This window comes from Pseudomonas triticicola (assembly GCF_019145375.1).
GTDB classification, from domain to species: Bacteria; Pseudomonadota; Gammaproteobacteria; order Pseudomonadales; family Pseudomonadaceae; genus Aquipseudomonas; species Aquipseudomonas triticicola.
Window position 1 is genome coordinate 2,826,613 of record NZ_JAHSTX010000001.1, and the last position, 25,421, is coordinate 2,852,033.

Below are 25,421 nucleotides of genomic sequence, written 5' to 3' on the forward strand. Positions count from 1 at the left end.
AACGGTGGAACAAGTGTGGGAGCGAGCCTGCTCGCGAAGGCGTTCTGGCAGTTGACTACAGTGTTGACTGACACGGCGCTTTCGCGAGCAGGCTCGCTCCCACAGGGTTTGGCGGTGTGGTTTAGAAGGCATCACGCCGTGGCAAGCGCTGGGACAATTCATCCAGCAGCTTCTGCTCGCGCTTGTCTTCCAGGCGTTGCGCCTCGTCGCGATAGCGCTGCACCAGTTTGCGCAAACCCTCGACGCGGGCAAACGCCTGCTGCCATTCCTCACGCGCCTTGTCGAGCTTGTTCTGGTGCCAGACCAGGCTCTGCCGTTGCTGGTCGACGGCAGTGTCGAGTTGCGCCAGAAACCCCTGAAAACCCAGCAGCCATTGCCCGGTCACGCCGGTGCTGCCGCGCACGATCCATTGCTGCGAGTAATCCAGACGAAAGGCATTGAGGTCGGCCAGTTTGCTTTCGGCAACTTTGACTTGGCCCTGAAAGTAGGCGAGGCGCTGCACGGCGGCTTTCTCGGCCTTTTCGGCCATATCCACCACCGGTGCCAGGCGCGCGGCGCGGCTGACGGCCATGGCCGGTTACCCGCCCGCCGCAGGGGCGAACAGGGTTTCCAGATAGGCCTGGCTTTCACCCAGATTGATTTTGTCGTTGAGGCCTTGGCGCTGGTACCTGACCAACTGCGGTTGCAGGGAAATCGCCAGATCGGTCTCGCGGTCGCCACCGGCAACGTAGGCACCGACGCTGATCAGATCGCGGCTCTGCTGATAGCGCGACCACAACTGCTTGAAGTACTGCGCGCGCTGCATGTGATCCGGCGAAACCACCGCCGGCATGACCCGGCTGATCGAGGCTTCGATGTCGATCGCCGGATAGTGGCCTTCCTCGGCCAGGCGTCGTGACAGCACGATATGGCCGTCGAGCACACCCCGCGCCGAGTCGGCAATCGGGTCCTGCTGGTCGTCGCCTTCGGACAGTACGGTGTAGAACGCCGTGATCGAACCGCCGCCCTTCTCCGCGTTACCGGCACGCTCCACCAGTTTCGGCAGTTTGGCGAACACCGAGGGCGGATAGCCCTTGGTTGCTGGCGGTTCGCCGATGGCCAGAGCGATTTCCCGCTGGGCCTGGGCGAAACGGGTCAGCGAGTCCATCAGCAGCAGAACGTTCTTGCCCTTGTCGCGGAAATACTCGGCGATGCGCGTGCAATACATTGCCGCGCGCATACGCATCAGCGGTGCGTCGTCCGCTGGCGAGGCGACCACTACCGAACGTTTGAGGCCTTCTTCACCGAGAATGTGTTCGATGAATTCTTTAACTTCGCGACCACGCTCACCGATCAGGCCGACGACGATGATGTCGGCCTCGGTGAAGCGGGTCATCATGCCCAACAGCACCGATTTACCGACACCGGTACCGGCGAACAGACCCAGACGCTGACCACGGCCGACCGTCAGCAAACCGTTGATGCAACGGATGCCGACGTCCAGCGGTACGCTGATCGGATCACGGTTGAGCGGGTTGATTGTCGGGCCATCCATCGGCACCCAGTCTTCGGCTTTCATGCCGCCCTTGCCGTCCAGCGCGCGACCGGCGCCGTCGAGGACACGGCCGAGCATGCTCATGCCCATCGGTAAACGACCGGTATCGGCCAGGGGCACCACGCGGGCGCCCGGGGCAATGCCGGCGACGCTGCCGACCGGCATCAGAAAGACTTTGCTGCCGGAAAAACCCATGACCTCCGCTTCCACCTGAGACGGATGGTAGCTGTCGTCATTGATCACCATGCAGCGGGTGCCCATGGCGGCGCGCAGGCCTTCGGCTTCGAGGGTCAGGCCGACCATGCGCAGCAGCCGACCTTCAAGGATCGGCGCGCCGGCAATCTCGGTGGCCTCGGCGTAGGTGCTCAGGCGCTTGGCGAAGCTGGTGCGTTCAAGGCGCATCGCTGGCGTCCGCGCGCGGCTCGTCAGAGTCGACAGCCGCTGGGGTGTCTTCGGGAATGTCCAGACTCAAGTCAGGCGCTGCCGGATGCAAGGCCTGCTCGTGCAACTGGTCGAACAGTTTGGCCATGACCTGGGTCACCCGCGATTCGACGCTGGCGTCGATGCGGCTGTGCTCGGTTTCAACCCGGCAGCCGCCCGGCAACAGCGACTCGTCTTCAACGATGCGCCAGGTTTCTTCGTGGCGTTCGCGCAGGGCTTTGACCTGGGCGAAATCCTGCGGATTGACGTACAGGCGCACGTTTTCCACGCCCAGCGGCAATAGCTTGAGGGCATCGCGCATGACGTGTTCGATCTGCGTTGAATCGATGGCCAGTTCGCGCTTGATCACCTGCTTGGTGATGTGTTGCACGAGGTCGACCAGCGACTTTTCAATCTGGGTGTCTTGCTCGGCGATCGGTTCGAACAGGTTGGACATCAACAGCTCAAGGCTGGCGATTTTCGCCGCCAGCGCTGTTTCGGCTTCCTGACGCACCTTCAGCGTGGTGCTGTGAAAACCTTCTTTTTCGCCGATGGCGAAGCCCTCGTTGTAAGCCTCCTGACGGATGCTTTCGAGTTCTTCCAGGGTCAGTGGCTGGACTTCTTCCAGCGGCACTTCTTCCATTTCCGGCGGTTCGGGCTCCGGTTCCGGCTCGGGTTCCGGTTTCGGCGGGTCGAAGCTGGGCAGCGCCCAGGATTCGAAACCACGAACATCGCGGGCGCGGATCAGATCCGTCACAGATTCGTCAGGCTTATCCATGGGCTTAGATCATTTCCTCGCCGCCCTTGCCACCGAGCACGATCTCGCCGGCTTCGGCCATACGACGGGCAATAGTGAGGATTTCCTTCTGTGCGGTTTCGACGTCGCTGACGCGCACCGGGCCTTTCGCCTCGAGGTCATCGCGCAACAGTTCGGCAGCACGCTTGGACATGTTCTTGAAGATCTTTTCCTTGACGCCCTCGTCCGAACCCTTGAGGGCCAGCACCAGCACATCGGAAGAGACTTCGCGCAACAGTGCCTGGATGCCACGGTCGTCGACGTCGGCGAGGTTGTTGAAGACGAACATGAGATCTTCGATCTGACCGGACAGGTCTTCGTCGACTTCGCGGATCGAGTCCATGAGCTGGCCTTCGATCGAACTGTCGAGGAAGTTCATGATGTCGGCCGCTCGCTTGATGCCACCCAGGGTGGTGCGCGAGGCGTTCGAGTTGCCGGAGAACTGCTTCTCGAGAATCTGGTTGAGTTCTTTCAAGGCGGCCGGTTGCACGGTATTCAACGACGAAACGCGCAGAATGATGTCCAGACGCACTTTGTGGTCGAAGTTGCCGAGCACTTCACCGGCCTGATCCGGGTCGAGGTACGCGACCACGATTGCCTGGATCTGCGGGTGTTCGTAACGGATGACGTCGGCGACTGCGCGCGGCTCCATCCATTTCAGGCTGTCGAGGCCGCTGGTGTTGCCACCGAGCAGGATGCGGTCGATCAGGCCGTTGGCCTTGTCTTCGCCCAGGGCCTGGGTGAGCATCTTGCGCACGTAGTCGTCGGAACCGACGCCGAGGCTGGTCTGATCGCCGACGATGTCGACGAACTCGCTCATCACCTGCTCGACCTGCTCGCGATGGACGTTGCCCATCTGCGCCATGGCCACGCCGACGCGCTGAACCTCTTTGGGGCCCATGTGGCGCAGCACTTGCGCAGCATCGGTCGAACCCAGGGACAGCAGCAGAATCGCGGCTTTGTCGACCTTGGTCAGTTTGACGGCGGCGGCTCGGTTATCACTCATCTGCGTTAATCCACTCTTTTACGACCTGAGCCACGCGCCCCGGGTCTTCAGCTACCAGACTCTTGATTGCATTCAGCTGCGCGTCATAACCCTCGCTCGGGCTCGGCAACAGAATGCTCTGCGGACCACCGAGGCTCACGCGGTCGTTGGCCAGTTCGCCGTCCAGGCCGCCCATGCCACCGAGTTCCACGTCGCTGCCCAGACCGGCCAGCTCCTTGCCTTTTCCACCGCCGGTGATGTTGTTGAGCACCGGACGCAGCACACCAAACACCAGTACGAGGATGAACAGCACACCCAGCACTTGTTTGACGATGTCCCAGAACCATGGCTGGGAGTAGAACGGAATATCGGCAATCACTTCGCCGCGCTCGGCGGAGAACGGCATGTTGATCACGCTGACGCTGTCGCCACGGCTGGCGTCGAAACCGACGGCGTCCTGCACCAGACGGGTGAAGCGCGCCAATTCGTCGGCGCTCCACGGCGCACGGCTGGTTTCACCGTTGGCCGGGTTGATCTTGACCTGATCATCGACCACCACCGACACCGACAGGCGATTGAGACGGCCCTGCTGCTGCTTGGTGTGGCTGATCGAACGGTCGAGTTCGAAGTTCTTGGTCGATTGTTGACGCTTGTCGGCCGGGTACGGCGCGAGCATCGGCTGGCCGGTGGCCGGGTCCATGATCTGCTGACCGTTGGCGTCAACCAGTGGCTGACCCGGCTGGATCATCCCGGCCGGTGCGGCGGTGCCACCGGTGGTCTGCGGCGCCGAGGCAGGCGACGGCGGCTGGTTGCTCAAAGCACCTGGCACACCTTGCGGGCCATTGCTGGCGGTGCGTTGTTCGTTGACCGACTGCTCGCTGCGCAACGCCGGTTGGTCCGGGTTGAACTGCTCGGCGGTCGATTCGACGGCACTGAAATCGACGTCGGCGGAGACTTCAGCCTTGTAGCGATCATTGCCCAGTACCGGTTGCAGAATGTTGTGCACGCGCTGGGTGAGCATGCTTTCCATGCGGCGGCTGTAATCGAACTGCTTGCCGGCCATGGTCATTTCAGAATTTTCCGCCTGATCGGAGAGCAGGTTGCCCTTCTGATCGACGACGGTGATCTGCGATTTGCTCAACTCGGGCACGGAAGTCGCGACCAGGTTGATAATCGCCACCACCTGGCCCGGCTCCAGCGAACGCCCGCTGTACAGCTCGACCAGTACCGAAGCGCTCGGCTTGCGCTCGTCACGGACGAACACCGAGCTCTTCGGAATGGCCAGGTGCACGCGAGCACCCTTGACGTTGTTCAGGCTGGAGATGGTCCGCGCCAGTTCGCCTTCGAGGCCGCGACGATAACGGGTCGCTTCCATGAACTGGCTGGTGCCCAGACCCTGTTCCTTGTCGAGGATTTCGAAACCGATGTTGCCGTCGCTGGGAGTGACACCAGCGGCAGCGAGTTTCATCCGCGCACGGGACAGGTCGTCGGCCTTGACCAGCAAGGCGCCGGAATTGGGTTCTACGTTATAGGGAATGTCAGCGGCGGCCAGGGTTTCCATGACCTGCTTGGCGTCCATGCCGGCAAGGCTGCCGTACAGTGGACGGTAATCCGGCTGCTGCGACCACAGCACCACGGCAAAGCCAATCGCCACGCTCGCAGCCAGACCGACCAACAGGCCGACCTGACGCAGCACGGTCATCTGGGAAAGGTTTTCCAGAAAGGACAGGCCGAACAGCGGCGGTTTGCCGTCGATCGGGGTGGCCTTGGCCGGAACGTTATCAGCGACTGCTTCTGCCATGACTTATTTCGCCCTTAAACCGGCATCTGCATGATGTCTTGGTAAGCCTGGACCAGCTTGTTGCGCACCTGGGTCAGAGCCTGGAACGACACGCTGGCTTTTTGCGACGCAATCATGACGTCAGTCAGGTCGACACCACTCTTGCCGATCTCGAACGCGTTGGCCAGTTGAGTCGACGCCTGCTGGGTATCGCTGACTTTATTGATCGCCTGACCGAGCATGTCGGAAAAGCTGCTGCCCGCGATTTCAGGGACAGCGGCAGTCGATTTACGCGCAGACATGGCATCCACTTTCATGGCCTGCATGTCCATCATCAACCGATTAAATTCAATACCTTGGCTCATGGTCTACTCTCTTGGGCGGCCCGCAATTTTTTGACACTCACTCGGCGGGTACACAGGTATTAGCAACAAGGGTGCCAGCTAGTGGGCACCCTTCTGAGAAAAGCATCTGGAATGTTTTGCAGCGTTGGTCAGGTGGCGAACAGATAACCTTCGACGTCCATCCCGGCATCGCGCATTTGCGCCAGTTTGTAGCGCAGGGTGCGGGGGCTGATGCCGAGCTTTTCGGCAGCTTCCTTGCGCCGGCCACGCTCGGCGCGCAGGGTGTCGATGATCATCTGAAACTCCCGGCGGCGCAGGTCGTCGCCCAGGGCGCCGGAAGAATCCGCCTCGATTTCCACCTCGCGGATCACCGGTGCCGTGACCGGCAACGGCGCAAATGTCACCGCACCGCTCAGGCAAAAATCCTGCGGCTGGATCAAACCGCCCTGCTGCAGGATCAGCGCGCGCTGAATGGCGTTGTCCAGTTCACGCACATTGCCAGGCCACGGATACGCAGTCAGGCAGGACTGCGCTTCGGGCGACAGCTTCGCTGCGGCGTGCTTCATTTTATTGACGTGTTTGGCCAACAGCTTTTCCGCCAGCGGCAGGATATCGGCAGTGCGCTCGCGAAGTGGACGCCAGGCCAGAGGGAAAACCGACAAGCGGTAATACAGGTCTTCGCGAAAACGCCCCGCCGCCACTTCGCCGGCCAGATCGCGGTTGGTCGTGGCGACCACGCGAATATCCAGACTGATCGGCTTGCGCGCGCCCACTCGCTCCACTTCCCGCTCTTGCAGGACGCGCAGCAACTTGGCTTGCAGGCCCAGCGGCATTTCAGAAATTTCATCGAGCAGAATGGTGCCGCCATCCGCCTGCTCGAACTTGCCGGCCTGCGAAGCGATGGCGCCGGTGAACGAACCTTTCTCATGACCAAACAATGTCGCTTCGAGCATGTTGTCAGGGATCGCCGCACAGTTGATTGCGATAAACGGCTGGCTGGCCCGCCGGGATTGCTGGTGGATATAGCGCGCCAGCACTTCTTTACCGGTGCCGGACTCGCCGGAGATCAAAACGGTCGAGTCACTGCGCGCGACCCGTGCCGCCAACTCAAGCAACTGCGCACTGGCCGGTTCAACGGCGACCGGACCGTCCGCTTCGCCCGCGTCAATGCTGCCCAAGGCATGGCGCGCCACCAGATCGAGCAGCGCTTTGGGCTCGAACGGCTTGACCAGATAATCCGCCGCACCCTGGCGCATCGCATCGACCGCACGCTCGACGGCGCCGTGGGCGGTCATCAGCAGCACCGGCAATTGCGGCTGGCGCGCGCGCAGCAGAGCGAGTAATTGATGACCGTCCATGCCCGGCATGTTGACGTCACTGACCACCAGGCTGAAGGCTTGTTGCGCGACGGCGATCAGCGCTTCTTCGGCGCTGCCGACGGCCTGATAGTCGTGGCCGGCGAGCAGCAGCGTATCGGCCAGCGCCTCGCGCAACGAACGGTCATCCTCGACCAGCAACACCTTGATGCCCATGACGTTTATTCAACTCCTTGTGCAGCGGAAAACAGCGGCAGACTGACCTGCGCGCAAGTGCCGCGCCCGACTCGCGAACGCAGGGTCAATTCTCCCTGATGCGCACGGGCCACCGCTTTGACCACGGTCAGGCCGAGGCCGGTGCCGGTGACTTTGGTAGTAAAAAAAGGCTCGCCGAGGCGCGCCAAAACTGTCGGCTCAATGCCGCTGCCGCTGTCGCTGACACACAGACGCAGGGTGTTGCCTCTGGTGTAGCAATGCACTTTCAGGCGCGCTTCGCCAGCGCTGGCCTGAATGGCGTTTTCAATCAGATTCAGCAGCGCGCCGACCAGCGTGTCGCGGTTGCACAGCAGCTCACCGGCATGGCTGTCGCACTGCCAGCGAATTGGCAGATCCTGCACATGGGTCAACGCCGCTGCCTGCAGCGATTGCATCAAGGCATTGGGCGTAATGCGGTCGGTCAGCGGCAATTCACCGCGAGCGAACACCAGCATGTCGCGCACTTGATGTTCGAGTTCGTGCAGACGCTCTTTCAGGCGCCCGGCAAAGCGTTGCTGGGTTTCCACCGGCAATTGCTGTTCAGTCAAATGACTGGCGTAGAGCAAAGCGGCGGACAGCGGTGTGCGAATCTGGTGGGCCAGAGACGCAACCATGCGCCCCAGCGACGACAAACGCTCATGCCGTGCCAGTTGATCCTGCAGATGCCGGGTTTCGGTCAAGTCGTTGAGCAGCACCAACTGCCCCGGCTCGGCATCCAGCGAGCGGGTGGAAATCGACAGGCGTCGACCGTTTTTTAAGGAAATTTCATGACCGTCGTCTTCACGGGGAGCGAAGCAGCGTGCGATCACATGGCGCCAGAGTTCGCCTTCGAGTGGCGAGCCGAGCAGATCGATGGCGGCCGGGTTGGCTTCGCGCACCAGACCGTGGCCGTCGATGACGATGACGCCGCCGGGCAACAGGTCGAGGAGGTTTTGCAGGCGATTGGCCAGGCGTTCTTTTTCCGCCAGTTCCTGCATGCGCTGGGCGCTGACCACGGCCAGCTCACCCTTGAGTTCGGTGACCCGCGCTTCGAGCAGGCTGTAGGAATCGGTCAGCTGGCTCGACATCTGGTTGAACAGCTGGAAGGCCTGCTCAAGCCCCTGACGACTTGCCTGCTCTACGGACGAGGGTTGCCCCACGATATTGGAGGCAGAAGAGATCTGGGCGGCTTGGGGCATTGGGCTCTCTCGCTTGGCTGACCGTCAGTGAAACGGAACGTTGCGAGGGCTATAGCAATACCCGTGCCTAAAAAAAACCGCTTATAAATGAAGCGCTTGAAAAACAGGCGTCAATCATCCGCCTGTTCATCTCCTCCAGCCCGGCTCATGCCGTATTTGCGCATCTTCTCGACCAGGGTGGTGCGACGGATGCGCAGACGTTCAGCGGCGCGGGCAACAATGCCATTGGCATCGTCCAGCGCTTGCTGAATCAGGCCCTGCTCCAGACCACCGAGGTAGTCCTTGAGGTCGAGGCCTTCCGGCGGCAGCAGTGCACTGGCGCTGAAATCCGGCGTATGGCCGTTGATCGCCACGCGCTCTTCCAGATCGCTGCGCAGGCTGTCGACCATCTGCTCGTCTTCGTCGTCGACGTAGCGGAATTTCTTCGGCAACTCGACCACGCCGATTACCCCGTACGGGTGCATGATCGCCATGCGCTCGACCAGGTTGGCCAGCTCGCGGACGTTGCCCGGCCAGCCGTGACGGCACAGCGACATGATCGCCGCCGAGTTGAAACGGATCGAACCGCGCTTCTCGTGCTCCATGCGCGAGATCAGTTCGTTCATCAGCAGCGGAATGTCTTCGACGCGCTCACGCAGCGGCGCCATCTCGATCGGGAACACGTTCAGGCGATAGTAGAGGTCTTCGCGGAACGAGCCGATCTCGATCATGCTTTCGAGATTCTTGTGCGTTGCGGCAATGATCCGCACGTCGACGCTCTGGGTCTTGTTGCTGCCCACGCGTTCGAAAGTGCGCTCTTGCAACACGCGCAGCAACTTGACCTGCATCGGCAGCGGCATGTCGCCGATTTCGTCGAGGAACAGAGTACCGCCGTTGGCCAGCTCAAAGCGCCCGGCACGGCTGGTGATCGCGCCAGTGAAGGCGCCCTTCTCGTGGCCAAACAGTTCGCTTTCGAGCAGCTCTGCAGGGATCGCTCCGCAATTGACCGGCACGAACGGCGCGTCGCGGCGTTTGGAGTGGTAGTGCAGATTGCGCGCAACCACTTCCTTGCCGGTGCCGGACTCGCCGAGGATCAGTACGCTGGCGTCGGTGTCGGCCACCTGCTGCATCATCTGCCGGACGTGCTGAATCGCGCGGCTGGTGCCGACAAGACTGCGGAAAAGATTGGGTTCGCGATGACGGCCGCGCTCGCGGGCCTGGTCGTACATTTCACGATAGACCTGGGCGCGGTGCAGCGAATCGAGCAATTTGCTGTAGCTGGGCGGCATTTCCAGGGTCGACAGGACGCGGCGACGCTGGTCTTCAGGCAGGTCAACGGAAGAATTATCGCCCATTAACAAAACCGGAAGGAACTCATCCCAGGTTGCGAGTGTCTTTAGCAAGCCCAAAAGCGCGCCAGGAGCATTGACGGTCCCGATCAGTACGCAAATGACCTCACGACTAGACGACAAAGAGCCGACTGCCTGCTGCCAGTCATGGCTGCCGCAGGGTAAATTTTCTTCGCCAAGAAAATTCAGAATCACCGCCAGGTCGCGGCGGCGGACGCTATCGTCATCGATCAGCAGAATTTTGGTTTCACGCCACATGCAATAGCAACTTCCCTAGTCAACTCAATGCCCGAAAAATAAGGCAAGCGAGACGCTTGCAGGACACCATGTGCCTGTAGACGCCCTAAACCTGATAATAGCCACTAGTTAAGTCAAAAAACCGTGCACAGTCAAATTTATGGCGCACATCTCTGGTTCAACTGACGGTTAATCAACCAAACAGATGGTAAACCTTTGCAGCCTTTTGCGCTTGGGTGATCTGCGACATCTCGTTGGCTATCGCCTGCCGCTCGCCCATGGCCACCTCAAGAAGCTCTTTGTAGACATGAAGCAACTCCTCAAGGTTGTCGCGTAGCGCAACTTCATCCATCGAAGCTTCCGCCATGACGTCTTCCATGCAGGAACGGCAAGCCAGATCCAGCTCGCCGATGGCTTCCCAGTTTCGCTCGGCCAAGGCACCGACCAACGCTTCACGGGTATCGGTTATTCGCTGCAATACAAGACTCATGGTGATCTCCTTCAGAACTGCGGAGCCGGCACAGGCGCGATGGCGTCCCAGCCTTCTTTGACCGTTGTCAGCAGGCCGGCTACCTCATCAAGAATCTTCGGATCGCTCTTGACGTTGGCTTCAGCCAGCCGCTTCATCATGTAGATGTACAGCTGGTTGAGCTCGCCTACTGAATCGGCGCTGTTTTCCAGATCCAGACCCTCACACAAGCCGCCAATGATGCCGACAGCCTTGCTGATCGCCGTGCACTTGGCCGGGATGTCCTTGCGTTCGATGGCGCCTTTGGCCTGAGCGATACGCTCCAGACCACCTTCCATCAGCATTTGCACCAGACGATGCGGGCTTGCTTCGGAAGTCTGTGCGTGAGCGCCGACTTTCTGGTACTGCCGAAGGGCTAACATTGGATTCATGTTCTACCTCATTGCCACAATGACTCGTATAAGCAGTGTATCGCCAACGAATCGCATAACTTTAGATCAAAAGACAAAAACCCGGCACACGCCGATAAAGCGTAGCCGGGTTTTTGTCGTCCCTGCTCGTTACTTCGCAGATTGCTGAGCGTTCAGCGTGCTGAAGAACGACGTGATGTTGCTGGCTGTTGCTTTCATCTGGCCGACCAGCAAGTCCATGGCGTTGTACTTGGCGGTCAACGTCTTCGTCAAGTTGGCGACACGCAAGTCCAAAGCCAATTGCTGATTGGTCAGGTTGCGCGTGTTCTTGTTCAGAATGGCCATACGCTGGTCGAGCAAGCCGGTACCAAGCTTGTCATCCGCCGGTGGCTTGAGGTACGGATCCACCGCCTTGCTCATGCGCGCCAACAGACCATTGGTGTCGTCAGTACCGGTAAACAACTGTTGAACCTGACCGGTCATGCCTGGCTGGGCCATCGTTTTGTTGAACGCATTGGAGTCAAACGTCAGGTTACCGGTGTTGCGGTCGGTCATGACACCCAACTGCGACAGCACCGCCAAAGGACCACCGGCGCCTGGCGCAGTCAATTCCGCTCGAACATTGGCAAGCAGCGCGCGCGGCATGGCGTCGCCCGTGAACGCCGCCTGCACTGTCAGCTTGCCATCTGCGTCCGGCGTCGCCTTGGACAGCGTATCAATGGTGTTTTTCAGCGTGTTGAATGCATCGACAAACGCTTGAATCGATGTTTGCAGGCCCTTGGTGTTAGCGTCCACGCCGACAATAGTCGGAGTCGCAACATTGCCCGTTACAGGGCTGACTGTCGTCAAGTTCAGCGTCAAGCCACTGATAGCACCGGTCACCGTGTTGCTCTTGCTGCTGACCTGCAAGCCGTCAATGGTCAGCTGAGCGTTTTGTGCGACACCGTTGACCGCACCCGAAGCCCCTGCTGCCGGACTTGCACCCATCGGCTTGGTGCCATCGATTTCCAGACCGGCAATGCCGCTGACGGTGAGGTCGGAGCCTTCGCCAGTCTTGCTCGAGCTGATGACCAAGCGCGAAGCGCCGGTGCTGTCGGTCACGATGTTGGCTGAGATACCGTTGGCGCCCTGTGCCTTGTTGATCGCGTCGCGCGTGGTTTGCAAGGTGGAGTTCGCCGGAATATCGACGTTGTAATCAGTGCCATTCTGACTGATTTTCAGGGTACCACTCGGAATGGCACTGGCGGCACCGCCGGCGAAAGATGCGCTGGCGACTTTCGAACCCGTAGCCAGCTGACTGACAACGACGCTGTAACTGCCCGAAACCGCGGTGCTATCGGAGGTAGCGGTCAGCGTCGTGTTATTCGCTGAAGCGGTGAAACCGGCGAAGGCCGGGTTGGTTTTGTTGCCAAGATTGCTCATCGCTGTCTGGAAAGCGGTCAGCGCGCTTTTCAGCGACCCTATACCGGAAATCTTCAGCGTGTTGGCTTTGGTCGCAGTGTCGATCTGCGTCTGCTTCGGCGCCTTGTCGGCATTGACCAAGGCAGTGACGATCGCACCGATGTCCAGGCCGGAACCCAGTCCGGAACCCGGTAGAATTGGACTTGCCATGTGCATCTCCCTTCAGATTGTTGCCATTCTTTTGACCGCTACAGGCGTCCTGAGAACGAACAAACACTATTCATGCCAGCTATCAGACTTTGGCGTCGAACAGCACGTGGCTTGCATTGGCGAGGCTGTCTGCCAGCTTGAGGGCTTCTGCGGAGGGAATCTGTCGCACGATCTCACCCGTCTCGCTTGCAATCACCTTGACGATGACTTTGCCGGAATGCTCGTCGATAGAGAATTCCAGATTGCGCTTGATCGATTGAACGAACTTCTCGATCTCCTGCACTGCCAATTTCAACTTGGTGTCGTCCGAATCCCGACTCTTGGCAGCGACCGGCGCTTGAACCTTGGCCACCTCGGGCGTTTCCGACGGTTTTTCAGCAACCGACGTGACTGGCTTGGGAGCCGGATAAGACAGGTTAAGCTTGACGCTCATGTCCATGCTCATCACCTCCTAACGTAAAAAAGCGAGAGAGCACGACCAGCGCACTCCCCCGCTCAAACTCATTCCGAATTACTGAAGCAGCTTCAGTACAGCGGAAGGCAGTTGGTTGGCTTGAGCCAGAACCGAAGTGGAAGCTTGCTGCAGAGTTTGCTGCTTGGTCAGGTTAGCAGTTTCAGCGGCGAAGTCGGTGTCTTGTACACGACCCTGTGCAGCGGTGGTGTTCTCAACGATGTTCTGCAGGTTGGAGATGGTGCTGGTCAGACGGTTCTGCGAAGCACCCAGGCTGGCACGGGTATCACCGATCGCAGCGATAGCAGCGTCGATTGCAGTGATAGCAGCGTCAATGTTGGTGCCAGCAGTAGCGGCGTCGGTACCGGTCAGAGCCAGGGTAGCTTTGTCCACGGACAGGCTGACGGCGTCGAACTTGGAGCTCAGTACCAGGTCGATGTGGTTGGCAGTACCGGTGTTTGCGCCAACTTGCAGAGTCACAGTACCAGCCGAACCGTCCAGCAGGTTTTTGCCGTTCAGGTTGGTCGAAGCTGCGATACGGCTGATTTCGTCGGACATGTCGGCGAATTCAAGGTTGGTTGCTTTCTGGTCAGCAGTGCCGTTGGTGCCGGTACGTGCTTTAACAGCCAGCTCACGCATACGCTGCAGGATGTCGGTGGTAGCTTGCAGAGCGCCTTCAGCGGTCTGGGCAACGGAGATACCGTCGTTGGCGTTCTGGATAGCCTGGTTGCCACCACGGATTTGCGATTGCATACGAGTGGAGATCTGCAGGCCAGCGGCGTCGTCTTTGGCGCTGTTGATTTTCAGGCCGGAAGACAGGCGCTGCATCGAGGTGGACAGAGCGTCGGAAGCGCGGTTCAGGTTTTTCTGAACGTTCAACGATGTGGTGTTGGTGTTTACTGTTAAAGCCATGACGAATTCCTCGTTGGTTGGGTACTGCGGCTTCCGGCCCTGGCAACCGCCGGGTATGGCCTAGAGAACCTTCGTAATAGTTATCGTCGGGTTTGCAGGTTGCTTGAGGGCTTTTTGAAAAAATTTTGCCATCACCACGCCACCCCCGAGAAAACAAAGACTTAGCAGCACATCAAGCGCGAAAAAATGACGTCATAAAACCGCCTGTAACGCGAAGCCGCGGGCCAGTGCTGCGCAGCGGCTCAGCGCCCGGCATTTTCCAGCAATTCAACCAGCTCGTATTCCATATAGTCAGCCAGCCCCAACCAGTCCTGGCGCTCCTGGCAATCGAGCATTTGCATGAGCACCTGAGCCCACGCCTGCTGGATCTCTAGTGGGGCAGACGACAGACATTGCTGGGCCTGTTCGAACACATCGACCATGGTCAACGCCGCTTCTATGTCACGCCCCAGACGAAACAATGCAGCGCATTGGCGACACTGATCCTGACTGTGATTCAGCGCACTCATTGCACGAACTCCGGATTGAAAGCGGTACCGGCGATCAGCGCACCGGCGCGGCTGCTGTTGAGAAACTCGACCTGCGGATGCGCGGCGATATAACGCTCAAGCACACACAGATAACCGCGAAAATTCAGCTGGGTACTGACGCGCTGACCATGGCCATCGCGCACCCAGTGCCGCGCCTGGGCCAGCGGCGGGCCCAGATCACCATCGCCCCAACCAGCATGGGTCTTGTTCATCGGGAAGGCGAAGTCAGCGCCGAACAGAGTGATTCGACTCGCACCCATTTTCACCGCGAGATCCACCGCCGGATGAATCACGCTGCCGCCGACGTGCAGCTCGCCGCGTGGATACTGATCTTTCAGCTCGGCATAGATCGGGCTGGCCGAATAGCCGCCATAGCGCTTGCCCTTCCATGCCTTCAATACCTGCGGGTCGCTCATCGGCAGGTACACCAGCGTAATGCCGTCCGATGCCTCGAAGGGCAGATGCCGAAAGCCGATGCGCTGATCGATGCTCACCACCAGATCAGGCACGATGCCATGTTCGCGCAACGGCCGATAAGCGGTATCAACACAGATGAACAACGGCCGCTCAGCAAGCTGACGAATCGCCGCCAGACGTTCGAAATGCTGCTCCAGCGTTGGTCCGGTGGCGATCACGAAGATTTCACGTCCAGCGCAACTGCCAAACAGCTGCGCGACATCGTCATCGCCAAGCAACACCGGCAGACATTCCTGCAAGCGTTGCTGGATTTCTGACGACTGCGGATCGAAATCGCGGTTATTGAATGTCAGGTGCACTTCATTGATCAGCCGGTCGCGGATCTTCGCGTTGAAGTCATCGGCCAATAACATCTCGGCGGGCAAGGCAAAAAATGGCGTGAAGAAGTCCGGGTGATCACCGGCGTAAAACAGCTCGACCCGAGGATCTTCCAGCCACTGGCGCTGATCGAGCAGTTGCAGCACCAGCGCGAACAGGGCGCCGTTGAGAATGTGCACGTACAGGCGCTCAAGCCCCGCACGTTCAAGAAGCACGCCGGGCAAGTCGCCGAGGCCAGTGCCATAGACGTGCAGATGCGGTTTCGCCGGCAGGCTCGCCGCCTGGATCTGCGCCTCGTGCAGACGATCATGGCGACTGGTGAGCTGAATGCCGTCAACGCTCAGCGTCGAGCCCAGCCCTTGCACGAGTTCAGCCTGCACCGATGCGCTGTCTTCTGCCATCAATCGCTCGAACAGCGCCGGCCAGCGCCCTTGCAACACCTCGGCATTGGCTTGGAAAAACTCGCTCATGGCGCCTCGCGCTCCTTCTCGGGCAAAAAAATAGCGTTCAAGGTTAACCTTGAACGCTATTTTTGTATCAGTGGTTTTTGCTGCAGCTTACGGACGATAGATGATCGCCGAGCCCCACGACAGACCGACACCAAAACCGCTCAGCGCAACGCGCTGCCAGTCAGAGTCAAGGACGTGTTTTTCCAACAGCAGCGGAATGCTCGACGACACGGTGTTGCCGGTTTCGACCATGTCCTTGATGAACTTCTCCGGCTCGCCTTCGAAGCGTCGCGCCACGGCGTCGACAATCGCCGCACTGCCCTGGTGAATGCAGAATGCATCGATGTCATCGGCCTTGAGGTTGGAATCGTCGAGCAACTCGTGCAAGTGCGCCGGGACTTTCAGCAGAGCGAAGTTGAACACCTGACGACCATTCATGAAGAACACGCCGTTGCTCACTTTCAAATGCGGTGCGCCGGAACCGTCGGTGCCGAACTTGGCCTTGCCCAGCGCCCAGGTCGGGTTTTCGCCCATCCACGTAGCGGTGGCGGCATCGCCAAACAGCATGGTGGTGTTGCGGTCTTCCGGGTCAACGATTTTCGAGTACGGGTCAGCAGTGATCAGCAGGCCGTTCTTCAGGCCGGCGGCTTCCATGAAGCCCTTGATCGCGTAGATGCCGTAGACGTAACCGGAGCAGCCCAGAGAAATGTCGAACGCTGCAACATTGGTCGGCAGGCCGAGCTTGTCCTGGACGATTGCTGCGGTGTGCGGCAGGCCTTCTTCATCACCGTTCTGGGTGACGACAATCAAGGCGTCGATCGATTCACGCTTCAGTTCAGGATGGCTGGCAAACAGCGCATTGGCCGCTTCCACGCACAGATCGGAGGTTTCCTGCTCAGCGTCTTTGCGCGGCAGGAACGCCGAACCGATCTTGCCCAGGATGAATTCTTCATCCTTCTCGAATTTTGCACCTTGTGCGTAATTGTCCACGCCGGCTACAGGAACGTAGCTCGCAATGCTTTTTATGCCAATCATTACGGCTTCCCAATAAAAAACAGCCCAAAACCACCGCTCGCAAGGATTCGAGGGGCGCCGACAAACAGAAAACGGCCGCCACAACGGGCAGCCACGGGAAGCGCAAAGGGCTATCACTGGAACCGCAAAACGGCCCAGGCGCCATCTCCCCGGTCAATACAATACAGTGAAGATGCGCGTTATGACTCGCAGGTCACGCTATTTTGCCGAATCGATGGCAGATTGGCCTATTCGACCAGCGACCAGTCCAGCGGCGTACCGCGCTTGATCGCGGTGCGCGCACGGCGTCCGAGAACGGCATCGGTGTGCTTGGGCGGCAGACCGAGACCGGGGCGAATGGCACGCAGATTGTCCCCGGTAAAGGCCTCACCGGCAGCCATGTCAGCGGTGACGTACAGCGAACGGCGATAGACCAGCGACTTGCGCTCAGCCTCGGTCGGACCGTACTGAACATGCCCCATCGCCTGCCAGGCACGTTCGGTTTCGACGACCAGACTGGCCAGCTCGGCAGGCTCCAGGGAGAAACTTGCGTCCACGCCACCGGCCGAACGATCAAGGGTGAAGTGTTTTTCCACCACGGTCGCGCCCAGCGCCACCGCTGCCACCGACACGCCAACGCCCATCGAGTGGTCCGACAGCCCGACCTCGCAGCCAAACAGCTCGCGCAGATGCGGGATCGTGCGCACATTGCTGTTGAGTGGCGTGGCCGGATAAGTGCTGGTGCACTTGAGCAAGACCAGATCCTTGCACCCGGCCTCGCGCGCGGCACGCACGGTTTCGTCCAATTCGGCGATGCTGGCCATGCCGGTGGAGATGATCAGCGGTTTGCCCGTAGCCGCGACACGGCGGATCAGCGGCAGATCGGTGTTTTCAAAACTGGCAATCTTGTACGCCGGCACTTCAAGGCTTTCGAGAAAATCCACCGCGCTGTCATCGAACGGCGTCGAGAACGCGAGCATTCCCAACTCCTTGGCCCGAGCAAAAATCGGCGCGTGCCACTCCCACGGCGTGTGGGCTTTTTCGTAGAGATCGTAGAGTGAAGTCCCGGCCCACAGACTGCCCGGATCCTTGATGAAGAATTCACCTTCAGCCAAATCCAGGGTCATGGTTTCGGCGGTGTAGGTTTGCAGCTTCAAGGCATGCGCCCCGGCCTTGGCCGCCGCCTCGACGATTTGCAGAGCGACGTCGAGGGACTGGTTATGGTTGCCGCTCATTTCGGCAATGATGAACGGCGGTGCATCGGCACCGATGGTGTGGTGGCCAATCTTGAAACTAGACATGCGGGTGATCCTTCAAAACACGGCTGAACGCACAGGTTTCCTGGATGAACCCGGCGTCGCGGAAGACTTTCAATGAGGACTGATTGGCGGGCATGACTCGCGCAGTAATGCACGTCAATTGCGGCCAGTGCGCAGCGACAAACCCTTCGCCACGGCTTAGCAGTGCTCTGCCCCAACCGAGGCCGAAACGCACCTCCAGCAGATAAATCGAGACTTCGGCTTCGAACCCGCGCAAGTCGTAGCGCAGCACCCCGACCGCGCCGTCATCCGCCTCGGCAATCAGCAGCAGCCGCTGCGGATTGCGCAGACTCGCCGTCAGCCAGTTGAGATGTTGCGCCCAATCGATAACGCCGGTTTCCAGCGACCAGCGCCGTACCGCTTCGGCGTTGCGCCCCTCGAACAGCAACTGCGCATCGTCCAGCGTTGCCGGGCGCAGCTTGAGCACCGCACCGGCCAGCGCCGCCGCCACACGCTCGGCACCGCGCCCGTCGACCAGTTGCCGCGAGCGCTCGGCAAGGCTGCGGCGTAGAAAATGATTGTTCACGACGAAGCCGACCGCATCACGCAACTGCTCGACGCTGACCTGCTCGCGGGCGCCCATGAACACATGCGCGCCGGCCGCCGCCATGACTTCACCGTTGGCCTGCTGATTGTTCGCCACGGCGATGCAGATGGTCGGCAAACCCAGCGCCGCGCGCTCCCAACTGGTGCCGCCGCCAGCACCGATAAACAGATCGGCTTCAGTCATGCGCTGATGGAAATCGCTGACGAAACTGTGCAGGCGCCAGTTCGGCCGTGTCTCGGCCAAGGCCTGCATCTGCGCCCACGCCGGGTTGTCGGCGCCCGCGACGAAATCAACCTGCAACTCAGTGAAATCAGCCAGCGCCAGCATCGCGTGATGAGTCTGCCTCGCCGCGTCGAAACCGCCAAAATTCACCAGCACCCGGCGCGCCTTCGGTTTGATCTCGATGGCATCGCAGTTGAATTCTTCGCGCAACAAGGCGTAGCGCGGGCCGAGCAAGGTGCGACAGCCTGGCGGCAGCAGCGGCGCGTAGTTTTCACTCAAGCCTGAGAGGTTCTGATTGAGCAGCAGATCGACGCTGTAGCGCCGCGTGGCCAGATCATCCACGGCGGCGATTCGATGCGCCCAGCGCCGAGCGGCAGTTTGCCAGTGATGATCAAGGCCGTAATGGTCGACGATGATCCAGTCGAACGGTGCCTGCCCGTCCAGCAGCAGGCCCAGTGCATCAATATCGAACTGCCACGGCAACATCGATTCGATAGCCTGCAGCGGGTCTTCATCACGATAGCGCTCGGGTAACGCGAAGGTCTCGAAGCCTTCGGCATTCAAGGCTTCCAGTCGATGCCCCGGCAACCGCCGACAGGCAAACGCAACATGACTGCCCTGCCCGCGCAGCACCCGGGCCAGGGTCAGACAGCGGGCAATATGGCCGCTGCCGATGGTTGGCGACGCGTCGGCGCGGATCAGCACTCTCATGGCAGTTCTCCGCCGGCTCTGAGTGCGGCGTACAGATATTCGGCGCGCTGCCAGTCTTCGGGCGTGTCGATGTCCTGCACCAGATGGCGCGGCAGGATCACCGGCAGGCTGGCTGGCGAGAACAGCGTCTCGCCACGCAACCACGCTTCGCTGCGACCCCAGTAAAACTGCCCGGCATCCTGAAACGCTTCGGGTAGATCCTGCGAACGGGTGGCGCGAAATTCCGGATAAAGCGACATCAGGGCGCCCTCCTCGTTGAGGGTCAGTGCGCGCTGCACCGGGAAACCGAAGCCGCACACCGAAAAGGCAAACGCCTTGTGCGGATGCTGCTTGAGCAAATCCAGACCCTGACGCAGATAACGCGCCTGCAACAACGGCGCTGTCGCATACACGCAGCAGGCGTAATCGAACACCGGTAGTTGCTGCAAGGCATGGGCAATCACCGCAGCAGTGCCGGTGAAATCATCCGCCAGAACGGCCGGTCGCATGAACGGCACCTCGGCGCCATTCGCCCGCGCGACGTCGGCAATTTCCGCATCGTCGGTGCTGACCACAACGCTCTCGAACAGCCCTGACTCCAGCGCCGTGCGAATCGAGCGGACGATCATCGGTACGCCGTCGAACGGTTTGAGATTCTTGCGCGGGATGCGCTTGCTGCCACCACGGGCGGGGATGATCGCGACGCAGCTCACGGTGCCTTACTCCTCAAGCAGCAGCCGACGCAGTTGCTCGACCACCTGATCCTGTTGTGCTTCGCTGAGCAAAGGGAACAGCGGCAAGCTGATCGCCTCGGCGTAATAGCGCTCGGCCTCGGGGAAATCGCCCTCGGCAAACCCCCGCTCGCGATAGTACGGCTGCAGATGCACCGGAATATAGTGCAGATTTACGCCAATGCCGGCGGCGCGCAAACCTTCGAACACCTGGCGATGACTGAGATTGCAGCGCTCGCTCTGCAAGCGCACCACATAAAGGTGCCACGCTGATTCCGCCTCCGGCTGCGCACTCGGCAAGGTCAGCGGCAGGTACGCGAGCAACTGATCGTAACGCGCTGCGAGTTCGCGGCGCCGTGCGACAAATTCGTCGAGCTTGCGCAGTTGTGACAGACCCAGCGCCGCTTGCAGATCGGTAATCCGGTAATTGAAGCCCAGCTCGACTTGCTGGTAATACCATGGCCCGTGGCTGGGCTCGGTCATGTGCTCGGGATCGCGGGTCATGCCGTGGCTGCGCAGGCGTCGCAGACGTTCGGCCAGCGCCGGGCGATTGGTCAGGACCATGCCGCCTTCGGCGCTGGTGATGATTTTCACCGGGTGAAAACTGAACACCGTCATTGCCGCAAATTCGCCACAACCGACCGGGCGGCCGGCGTAGCTCGCGCCCACCGCGTGCGAGGCGTCTTCGATCACGGTGAAGTTATAGCGCACCGCCAAGTCGGCAATCTTGCGCAGATCGCAGCTCTGCCCGGAGAACGCGACGGCGACGAGGACTTTGGGCAGCGTGCCGTCGCGTTCGGCCTGTTCGAGCTTCGCTTCAAGCGCGAACGCATCGAGGTTCCAGGTCAGCGGATCGATGTCGACGAAATCAACATCAGCGCCGCAATAACGCCCGCAATTGGCTGAAGCCAGAAACGTATTCGGCGAGGTCCACAAGCGATCGCCCGGCCCCAGGTCAGCGGCCAGACAAGCAATGTGCAGCGCCGCCGTGGCATTGCACACCGCCACGCCGAAATCGGCCTGACAGCGCTCAGCCATGGCCTGCTCGAAGCGTTCGATGGTCGGCCCCTGGGTCAGCCAGTCCGATTGCAGCACCTCGACCACCGCATCGATGTCCGCCTGATCGAGGCTCTGCCGACCGTAAGGAATCATACCGACAGCTTCGCGTGCAGATCGGCGATCTGCCCCACCGAAAGGAAATGCGGGTTGGTGTCCGAGCGATACTCGAAATCCTCGCCCACCGCACGGCCACGTTCACCGAGTTTATCGACGGCGAAATCGACGTCGACGCTGGTAAAACGAATCGACGGCTGAATCGTGTAGTGGTCGTCAAATTCAAGGGTCATGCGCGCATCGTCCAGCGGCACCATCAGTTCGTGCAGTTTCTCGCCGGGACGAATGCCGACGTTCTTGTGCGGCAGATGCTCAGCCATGCCGCGCGCCAGATCGACGATACGGATCGACGGGATCTTCGGCACGAACACTTCGCCGCCATGCATGCGGGCGAAGCTGTCGAGGACGAACTGCACGCCGTGGTCGAGCGTGATCCAGAACCGCGTCATGCGCTCGTCGGTGATCGGCAATTCTTGCGCGCCTTCAGCGATCAGCTTGCTGAAGAACGGCACCACCGAACCACGCGAGCCGGCGACGTTGCCGTAGCGCACCACGGCGAAACGGGTCTGCTGCTCGCCGGCAATATTGTTGGCTGCGACGAACAGTTTGTCCGAAAGCAACTTGGTCGCGCCGTACAGATTGATCGGGCTGGCCGCTTTGTCGGTGGACAGCGCGACGACTTTCTTCACGCCATTGTCGATGGCGGCGGCGATGATGTTCTCCGCGCCATTGACGTTGGTGCGGATGCATTCAGTCGGGTTGTATTCCGCCGCCGGCACCTGCTTCAACGCCGCAGCATGGACGACGTAATCGATGCCGCGCATGGCCTGACGCAAGCGCTCGGCGTCACGCACGTCACCGATGAAATAACGCATGCACGGCGCGTTGAACGTCTGCTGCATCTCGTACTGTTTCAGCTCGTCGCGGGAGAACACCACTACGCGCTTGGGCTGGTATTGCTCGAGCAGCCGGCGGATGAAGTTGCGCCCGAACGAGCCGGTGCCGCCGGAGATGAAAATCGATTGTCCGTTGAACATGTGGTGGTTCCTGTCCGGCCTGCTCAGGCGAGCAACTGCGCCCAATTGATCGAGGCGTTTTCGCCAAGAGTGAAACCTTTGCCACTCAGGGCCAGGTTGGCGTTGTACGCCGGGTCCTGCGCGAAAGCATCCGGCCACTTTTCACGCAGTGCCGCCAATGCCGCTGGCGCCTGTGGCAGCTCGCCGGTGTGCAGCACCTGCACCAGTGGCGTCCACACGGTGAGGTAACCGGCCTGTCCGGCCTTGAGGCACAGATCGACATCGGCATAGCCCGCAGCGAAGGTCATCTCGTCCAGGCCGCCAAGTGCATTGAACATGTCCTTGCCAATCATCAGGCACACCTTGGACACCGCCGAGTAATTCTGCTCGACAGCCAGACGCTGCATGTAACCCTCAGCCTTGTGTTTCTCGCCGATGAAGGGCGAACCGACGCCATCGTTGAGGCCGAGAATCAGACCGGCCTGAGCAACCTTGCCATCACGATCGACCAGTTTGGCGCCGACGATGCCGACTTCAGGACGCTGGGCATGGTTGAGCAGCGAATCGATCCAGTTCGGGTTGACCACTTCGCTGTCGGCGGCCAGCAGCACCAGGTATTCACCCTGCGCCTGCTCGCTGGCGGCGTTGTACAACGCGACTTCGCCGAGTGGCTGATCGGCACGCAGTACGTTGACCTTGGCGTGGCGCAGCGTGCCCAGCCAGTCGTTGACCGCTGCCGACTGGTTGGCGTTGGCGGCCAGCAGCACTTCGTAGCGGCTGTAACGGGTGCGCAGCAGCACGCCTTCGAGGCAGCGACGCAGTGCCGGCAGATCATCAATGACCGGCACAATGATCGACACCAGCGGTTGTTCGGTATGGCGATAATCGATCTGCCAGGTGCCCGGCAGCGCCGAGGTGACCTTGGCCTTGTAACCGCGATTGCCCAAGTGACGCAGCAGCGCCAGACGCTCATGGGCGTTTTCTTCCAGAGGCGCCTGCTCGGTGATCAGCAGCGGCTCGTCGAGGTGCGCCAGACCGTCGAGGCCGCCCTGTTCGATGATGCGCAGCAACAGATCGAATTCCAGCGCTTTGCTGAAGTCGGCCTGATAGCCACCCGCTTCAAGCAACACTTCGCGACGGATCAGCCAGTGCCGCGCCATCAGCGATGGCACGCTTTGCAGCAGATCAAGGTTGAAACCGGGGCGGAACACGTCGACCAGCGCTCCTTCGGCAGTGCGCTGAATTTCATCAGTCGCTACTGCGCGAACACCGCTGGCCGCCATCAGTTCCAGACCCGCACGGGCCAGGCCGGCCGGAGTGAATTCGTCGCCCACGTTCGCCAGCAGCAACCAGTCGCAAGGCGACTGCGCAGCGCTCTGGTTGAGCTTGTCGACAAGATTGCCCGGGGTAACCCGAACAAAATGCAAGGTGTTTTGCGCGGTAGTCGCGGTCTGCGGCTCACCCGTGGTGAAGACTACAATCTTGAAAGCTTTGCTGATCCCTTCGACAAGGCTGTCGAGCGTGATTTGCAGCTTCTCGATACTGTCATCCAGGTCAAGCAGGAAAATACCGAATTGCGGTCCGCCGTTGCTGGCGGCCAGACGCGCAGCAATTGACCCAGCCTGTTCGGCGTCAGGCTTGCGCGCCGCCAGCCAATCGAGCAAACGCCCCGAGCGCATCTTGCGGAAGAGCGGGTAGTGTTCAAGGTTCGACACGGCTTCAAGACGCGCGTCCCACTCGAGCATTTCCTGTGCAGGCACTTCCTCGCCAACCAGCTGAAGTTGCTCGGCCAGACGCTTGACCACGTGACGGTTGAACGCGTTGCTGTCATGAGCTTGCCACAGCCGGTCGGTGACACTTTCAGGGGTGTCGTTATTACGCGCCTGCAGCAGATACTCCTGCCGGGTCCAGACGCCTTCAAGCTTCTCAAGCTGAATACGCCCGGCGGGCATCGCATGCAAGAGGAATTCGAACTGGGTCAGCAAGTCGAAGAAGTGCTGGTTGTAAAACGGCATCTCGACGTATTGCCGTGGGCCGAATTTGCGTTCAGGTGCCTTGGTGAAGTTGTTCCAGGTCGACTCGAAAATCAGCTCGGTCGTCAACGCTCGCCCAGAGACCAGACTGTCGGTCATGGCCTCGAAGCTTTTCAGGGCAAATGCCTTGCGCTGCGCCTGATCGAGATCGGTGATGGCGGTCGGCAAGGACGCAAGGAATTCTGCGAAGGCTTCCCGCTCGGCCACCGACTTGGCATCGGTATAGGACAGTGCGTGATAGACCTCGGTGTTGTGGTCAGAGAAGCCGATGTTGATCTCGCGCACGACATACGGGATCGGCAGGATCCGCGCCTTGGCGTTTGCCAGCAGATAATAGGTGTGGCCGATTTCCTGCCATTCGAAGCTGGTGCCTGCCGGCAAAGCGGCGTACCAGTCCTGAATGATCGAAGTACGGCACACGCCGTAAAACGGCGGTACGTACTGATGCATGAAATCGAGGACGCGATCCTCGGCGCGCTCGGATGCGTAGTCTTCACAGATCTTCTTGTCGCGACGGTAGTAGCTGACGCTTCCCGCCAGCGCCAGGTACATCAGGCAGTAACCGTGGCACAGGCCGTAGTCACGGTTCGCTTCGAGGAACCTGACCGATTCGGCCAGCGACTCATGCAGGATGAAGTCGTCGTCGGCGGCAAACACCATGTACGGCGTGGTCAACTGCGCAACGCCGTAAGTCAGTTTGGCCTGCATGCCCCAGTAGGCAAATTGCGGCAAGTGCTGATAATCGACCGCCGAAAAATCACCTTCCGGGCGCTCGGGGGAAGAATCCAGCACCAGCACCTTGCAAGGCAGGCTGCTGTAGTACTGCAGCGCTCGGCGCAAAAAAGCCGGGCGGTTGTGGGTGATCAGTACCACTGTCAGCAACTCGCTCAATGGCAGCGTGTTTTCAGAACCGTACTTGCCTTGCATAACTTCTCC

General features: G+C 60.3%; 23 protein-coding genes. All 23 read right to left on the reverse strand.

From position 1 onward, the window contains the following. Window positions 1-121: 121 nt before the first annotated feature. The 23 genes from fliJ to KVG85_RS12665 all read right to left on the reverse strand — a co-directional run bounded on the left by fliJ (window position 122) and on the right by KVG85_RS12665 (window position 25,412). Window positions 122-571 carry a flagellar export protein FliJ gene (gene fliJ, locus KVG85_RS12555; protein WP_016771076.1) on the reverse strand — a complete coding sequence of 150 codons (450 nt, stop codon included), beginning with the start codon at window positions 569-571 and terminating at the stop codon, window positions 122-124. Window positions 572-577: 6 nt separating this feature from the next. Beyond that, complete coding sequence (fliI, locus tag KVG85_RS12560; protein WP_016771077.1) at window positions 578-1,936, reverse strand: flagellar protein export ATPase FliI; 1,359 nt, start codon at window positions 1,934-1,936, stop codon at window positions 578-580. Then, window positions 1,926-2,732, reverse strand: a complete 807-nt coding sequence (fliH, locus tag KVG85_RS12565; RefSeq protein WP_217864007.1) for a flagellar assembly protein FliH — start codon at window positions 2,730-2,732, stop codon at window positions 1,926-1,928. The genes fliI and fliH overlap by 11 nt, the downstream gene beginning before the upstream one ends. A gap of 4 nt (window positions 2,733-2,736) precedes the next feature. Then, window positions 2,737-3,756, reverse strand: a complete 1,020-nt coding sequence (gene fliG, locus KVG85_RS12570; protein WP_039761172.1) for a flagellar motor switch protein FliG — start codon at window positions 3,754-3,756, stop codon at window positions 2,737-2,739. After that, window positions 3,749-5,536: a flagellar basal-body MS-ring/collar protein FliF gene (fliF, locus tag KVG85_RS12575; protein ID WP_041479017.1), complete on the reverse strand. Its 1,788-nt coding sequence runs from the start codon at window positions 5,534-5,536 to the stop codon at window positions 3,749-3,751. The genes fliG and fliF overlap by 8 nt, the downstream gene beginning before the upstream one ends. A 14-nt stretch (window positions 5,537-5,550) precedes the next feature. Continuing rightward, a complete protein-coding gene (fliE, locus tag KVG85_RS12580; protein ID WP_016771081.1) occupies window positions 5,551-5,880 on the reverse strand; it encodes a flagellar hook-basal body complex protein FliE in 330 nt (109 codons plus the stop codon). Window positions 5,881-6,008: 128 nt separating this feature from the next. Then, a complete protein-coding gene (locus KVG85_RS12585) occupies window positions 6,009-7,391 on the reverse strand; it encodes a sigma-54-dependent transcriptional regulator (protein ID WP_217864008.1) in 1,383 nt (460 codons plus the stop codon). Between the two features lie 5 nt (window positions 7,392-7,396). Then, entirely contained in the window at window positions 7,397-8,608 is a 1,212-nt protein-coding gene (locus KVG85_RS12590) for a sensor histidine kinase (RefSeq protein ID WP_024012102.1), read from the reverse strand. A gap of 110 nt (window positions 8,609-8,718) precedes the next feature. Further along, a complete protein-coding gene (locus KVG85_RS12595) occupies window positions 8,719-10,194 on the reverse strand; it encodes a sigma-54 dependent transcriptional regulator (protein ID WP_016771084.1) in 1,476 nt (491 codons plus the stop codon). A gap of 172 nt (window positions 10,195-10,366) precedes the next feature. Continuing rightward, window positions 10,367-10,663, reverse strand: a complete 297-nt coding sequence (gene fliT / locus KVG85_RS12600; protein ID WP_071171436.1) for a flagellar protein FliT — start codon at window positions 10,661-10,663, stop codon at window positions 10,367-10,369. An 11-nt stretch (window positions 10,664-10,674) separates the two neighbouring features. Further along, window positions 10,675-11,073: a flagellar export chaperone FliS gene (gene fliS / locus KVG85_RS12605; RefSeq protein WP_071171435.1), complete on the reverse strand. Its 399-nt coding sequence runs from the start codon at window positions 11,071-11,073 to the stop codon at window positions 10,675-10,677. 129 nt (window positions 11,074-11,202) lie between these two features. Continuing rightward, the gene (fliD, locus tag KVG85_RS12610; protein WP_207808692.1) at window positions 11,203-12,663 is read right to left on the reverse strand and encodes a flagellar filament capping protein FliD; all 1,461 of its coding nucleotides are present in this window, start codon (window positions 12,661-12,663) and stop codon (window positions 11,203-11,205) included. Between the two features lie 82 nt (window positions 12,664-12,745). Continuing rightward, window positions 12,746-13,102 (reverse strand): flagellar protein FlaG, encoded by a 357-nt coding sequence (locus KVG85_RS12615; protein WP_207808694.1) that lies wholly within the window; start codon window positions 13,100-13,102, stop codon window positions 12,746-12,748. 72 nt (window positions 13,103-13,174) lie between these two features. After that, a complete protein-coding gene (locus KVG85_RS12620) occupies window positions 13,175-14,026 on the reverse strand; it encodes a flagellin domain-containing protein (protein WP_071171432.1) in 852 nt (283 codons plus the stop codon). A gap of 242 nt (window positions 14,027-14,268) precedes the next feature. Next, window positions 14,269-14,535 (reverse strand): hypothetical protein, encoded by a 267-nt coding sequence (locus KVG85_RS12625; protein ID WP_217864009.1) that lies wholly within the window; start codon window positions 14,533-14,535, stop codon window positions 14,269-14,271. Continuing rightward, entirely contained in the window at window positions 14,532-15,821 is a 1,290-nt protein-coding gene (locus KVG85_RS12630) for a motility associated factor glycosyltransferase family protein (protein ID WP_217864010.1), read from the reverse strand. Before KVG85_RS12630 ends, KVG85_RS12625 begins: the two co-directional genes overlap by 4 nt. An 87-nt stretch (window positions 15,822-15,908) precedes the next feature. Further along, entirely contained in the window at window positions 15,909-16,835 is a 927-nt protein-coding gene (locus KVG85_RS12635) for a ketoacyl-ACP synthase III (protein WP_122880892.1), read from the reverse strand. Between the two features lie 227 nt (window positions 16,836-17,062). Then, a complete protein-coding gene (pseI, locus tag KVG85_RS12640; protein WP_217864011.1) occupies window positions 17,063-18,115 on the reverse strand; it encodes a pseudaminic acid synthase in 1,053 nt (350 codons plus the stop codon). Next, window positions 18,108-19,613: a UDP-2,4-diacetamido-2,4,6-trideoxy-beta-L-altropyranose hydrolase gene (pseG, locus tag KVG85_RS12645; RefSeq protein WP_217864012.1), complete on the reverse strand. Its 1,506-nt coding sequence runs from the start codon at window positions 19,611-19,613 to the stop codon at window positions 18,108-18,110. Before pseG ends, pseI begins: the two co-directional genes overlap by 8 nt. After that, on the reverse strand, window positions 19,610-20,305 hold the full coding sequence (gene pseF, locus KVG85_RS12650) for a pseudaminic acid cytidylyltransferase (protein WP_217864013.1): 696 nt from the start codon (window positions 20,303-20,305) through the stop codon (window positions 19,610-19,612). Before pseF ends, pseG begins: the two co-directional genes overlap by 4 nt. A 6-nt stretch (window positions 20,306-20,311) precedes the next feature. Then, complete coding sequence (gene pseC, locus KVG85_RS12655) at window positions 20,312-21,475, reverse strand: UDP-4-amino-4,6-dideoxy-N-acetyl-beta-L-altrosamine transaminase (protein WP_217864014.1); 1,164 nt, start codon at window positions 21,473-21,475, stop codon at window positions 20,312-20,314. After that, a complete protein-coding gene (gene pseB, locus KVG85_RS12660; protein WP_042607517.1) occupies window positions 21,472-22,473 on the reverse strand; it encodes a UDP-N-acetylglucosamine 4,6-dehydratase (inverting) in 1,002 nt (333 codons plus the stop codon). Before pseB ends, pseC begins: the two co-directional genes overlap by 4 nt. A gap of 23 nt (window positions 22,474-22,496) precedes the next feature. Next, window positions 22,497-25,412, reverse strand: coding sequence for a glycosyltransferase family 2 protein (locus tag KVG85_RS12665; protein ID WP_217864015.1), 2,916 nt, complete (start codon window positions 25,410-25,412; stop codon window positions 22,497-22,499). Window positions 25,413-25,421: the final 9 nt, after the last annotated feature.

Excerpts from the sequence above, each read along its gene's own strand:
- fliJ (WP_016771076.1), bottom strand. The coding sequence starts at position 571 with ATGGCCGTCAGCCGCGCCGCGCGCCTGGCACCGGTGGTGGATATGGCC.
- fliI (WP_016771077.1), bottom strand. The coding sequence starts at position 1,936 with ATGCGCCTTGAACGCACCAGCTTCGCCAAGCGCCTGAGCACCTACGCC.
- fliH (WP_217864007.1), bottom strand. The coding sequence starts at position 2,732 with ATGGATAAGCCTGACGAATCTGTGACGGATCTGATCCGCGCCCGCGAT.
- fliG (WP_039761172.1), bottom strand. The coding sequence starts at position 3,756 with ATGAGTGATAACCGAGCCGCCGCCGTCAAACTGACCAAGGTCGACAAA.
- fliF (WP_041479017.1), bottom strand. The coding sequence starts at position 5,536 with ATGGCAGAAGCAGTCGCTGATAACGTTCCGGCCAAGGCCACCCCGATC.
- fliE (WP_016771081.1), bottom strand. The coding sequence starts at position 5,880 with ATGAGCCAAGGTATTGAATTTAATCGGTTGATGATGGACATGCAGGCC.
- KVG85_RS12585 (WP_217864008.1), bottom strand. The coding sequence starts at position 7,391 with ATGGGCATCAAGGTGTTGCTGGTCGAGGATGACCGTTCGTTGCGCGAG.
- KVG85_RS12590 (WP_024012102.1), bottom strand. The coding sequence starts at position 8,608 with ATGCCCCAAGCCGCCCAGATCTCTTCTGCCTCCAATATCGTGGGGCAA.
- KVG85_RS12595 (WP_016771084.1), bottom strand. The coding sequence starts at position 10,194 with ATGTGGCGTGAAACCAAAATTCTGCTGATCGATGACGATAGCGTCCGC.
- fliT (WP_071171436.1), bottom strand. The coding sequence starts at position 10,663 with ATGAGTCTTGTATTGCAGCGAATAACCGATACCCGTGAAGCGTTGGTC.
- fliS (WP_071171435.1), bottom strand. The coding sequence starts at position 11,073 with ATGAATCCAATGTTAGCCCTTCGGCAGTACCAGAAAGTCGGCGCTCAC.
- fliD (WP_207808692.1), bottom strand. The coding sequence starts at position 12,663 with ATGGCAAGTCCAATTCTACCGGGTTCCGGACTGGGTTCCGGCCTGGAC.
- KVG85_RS12615 (WP_207808694.1), bottom strand. The coding sequence starts at position 13,102 with ATGGACATGAGCGTCAAGCTTAACCTGTCTTATCCGGCTCCCAAGCCA.
- KVG85_RS12620 (WP_071171432.1), bottom strand. The coding sequence starts at position 14,026 with ATGGCTTTAACAGTAAACACCAACACCACATCGTTGAACGTTCAGAAA.
- KVG85_RS12625 (WP_217864009.1), bottom strand. The coding sequence starts at position 14,535 with ATGAGTGCGCTGAATCACAGTCAGGATCAGTGTCGCCAATGCGCTGCA.
- KVG85_RS12630 (WP_217864010.1), bottom strand. The coding sequence starts at position 15,821 with ATGAGCGAGTTTTTCCAAGCCAATGCCGAGGTGTTGCAAGGGCGCTGG.
- KVG85_RS12635 (WP_122880892.1), bottom strand. The coding sequence starts at position 16,835 with ATGATTGGCATAAAAAGCATTGCGAGCTACGTTCCTGTAGCCGGCGTG.
- pseI (WP_217864011.1), bottom strand. The coding sequence starts at position 18,115 with ATGTCTAGTTTCAAGATTGGCCACCACACCATCGGTGCCGATGCACCG.
- pseG (WP_217864012.1), bottom strand. The coding sequence starts at position 19,613 with ATGAGAGTGCTGATCCGCGCCGACGCGTCGCCAACCATCGGCAGCGGC.
- pseC (WP_217864014.1), bottom strand. The coding sequence starts at position 21,475 with ATGATTCCTTACGGTCGGCAGAGCCTCGATCAGGCGGACATCGATGCG.
- pseB (WP_042607517.1), bottom strand. The coding sequence starts at position 22,473 with ATGTTCAACGGACAATCGATTTTCATCTCCGGCGGCACCGGCTCGTTC.
- KVG85_RS12665 (WP_217864015.1), bottom strand. The coding sequence starts at position 25,412 with ATGCAAGGCAAGTACGGTTCTGAAAACACGCTGCCATTGAGCGAGTTG.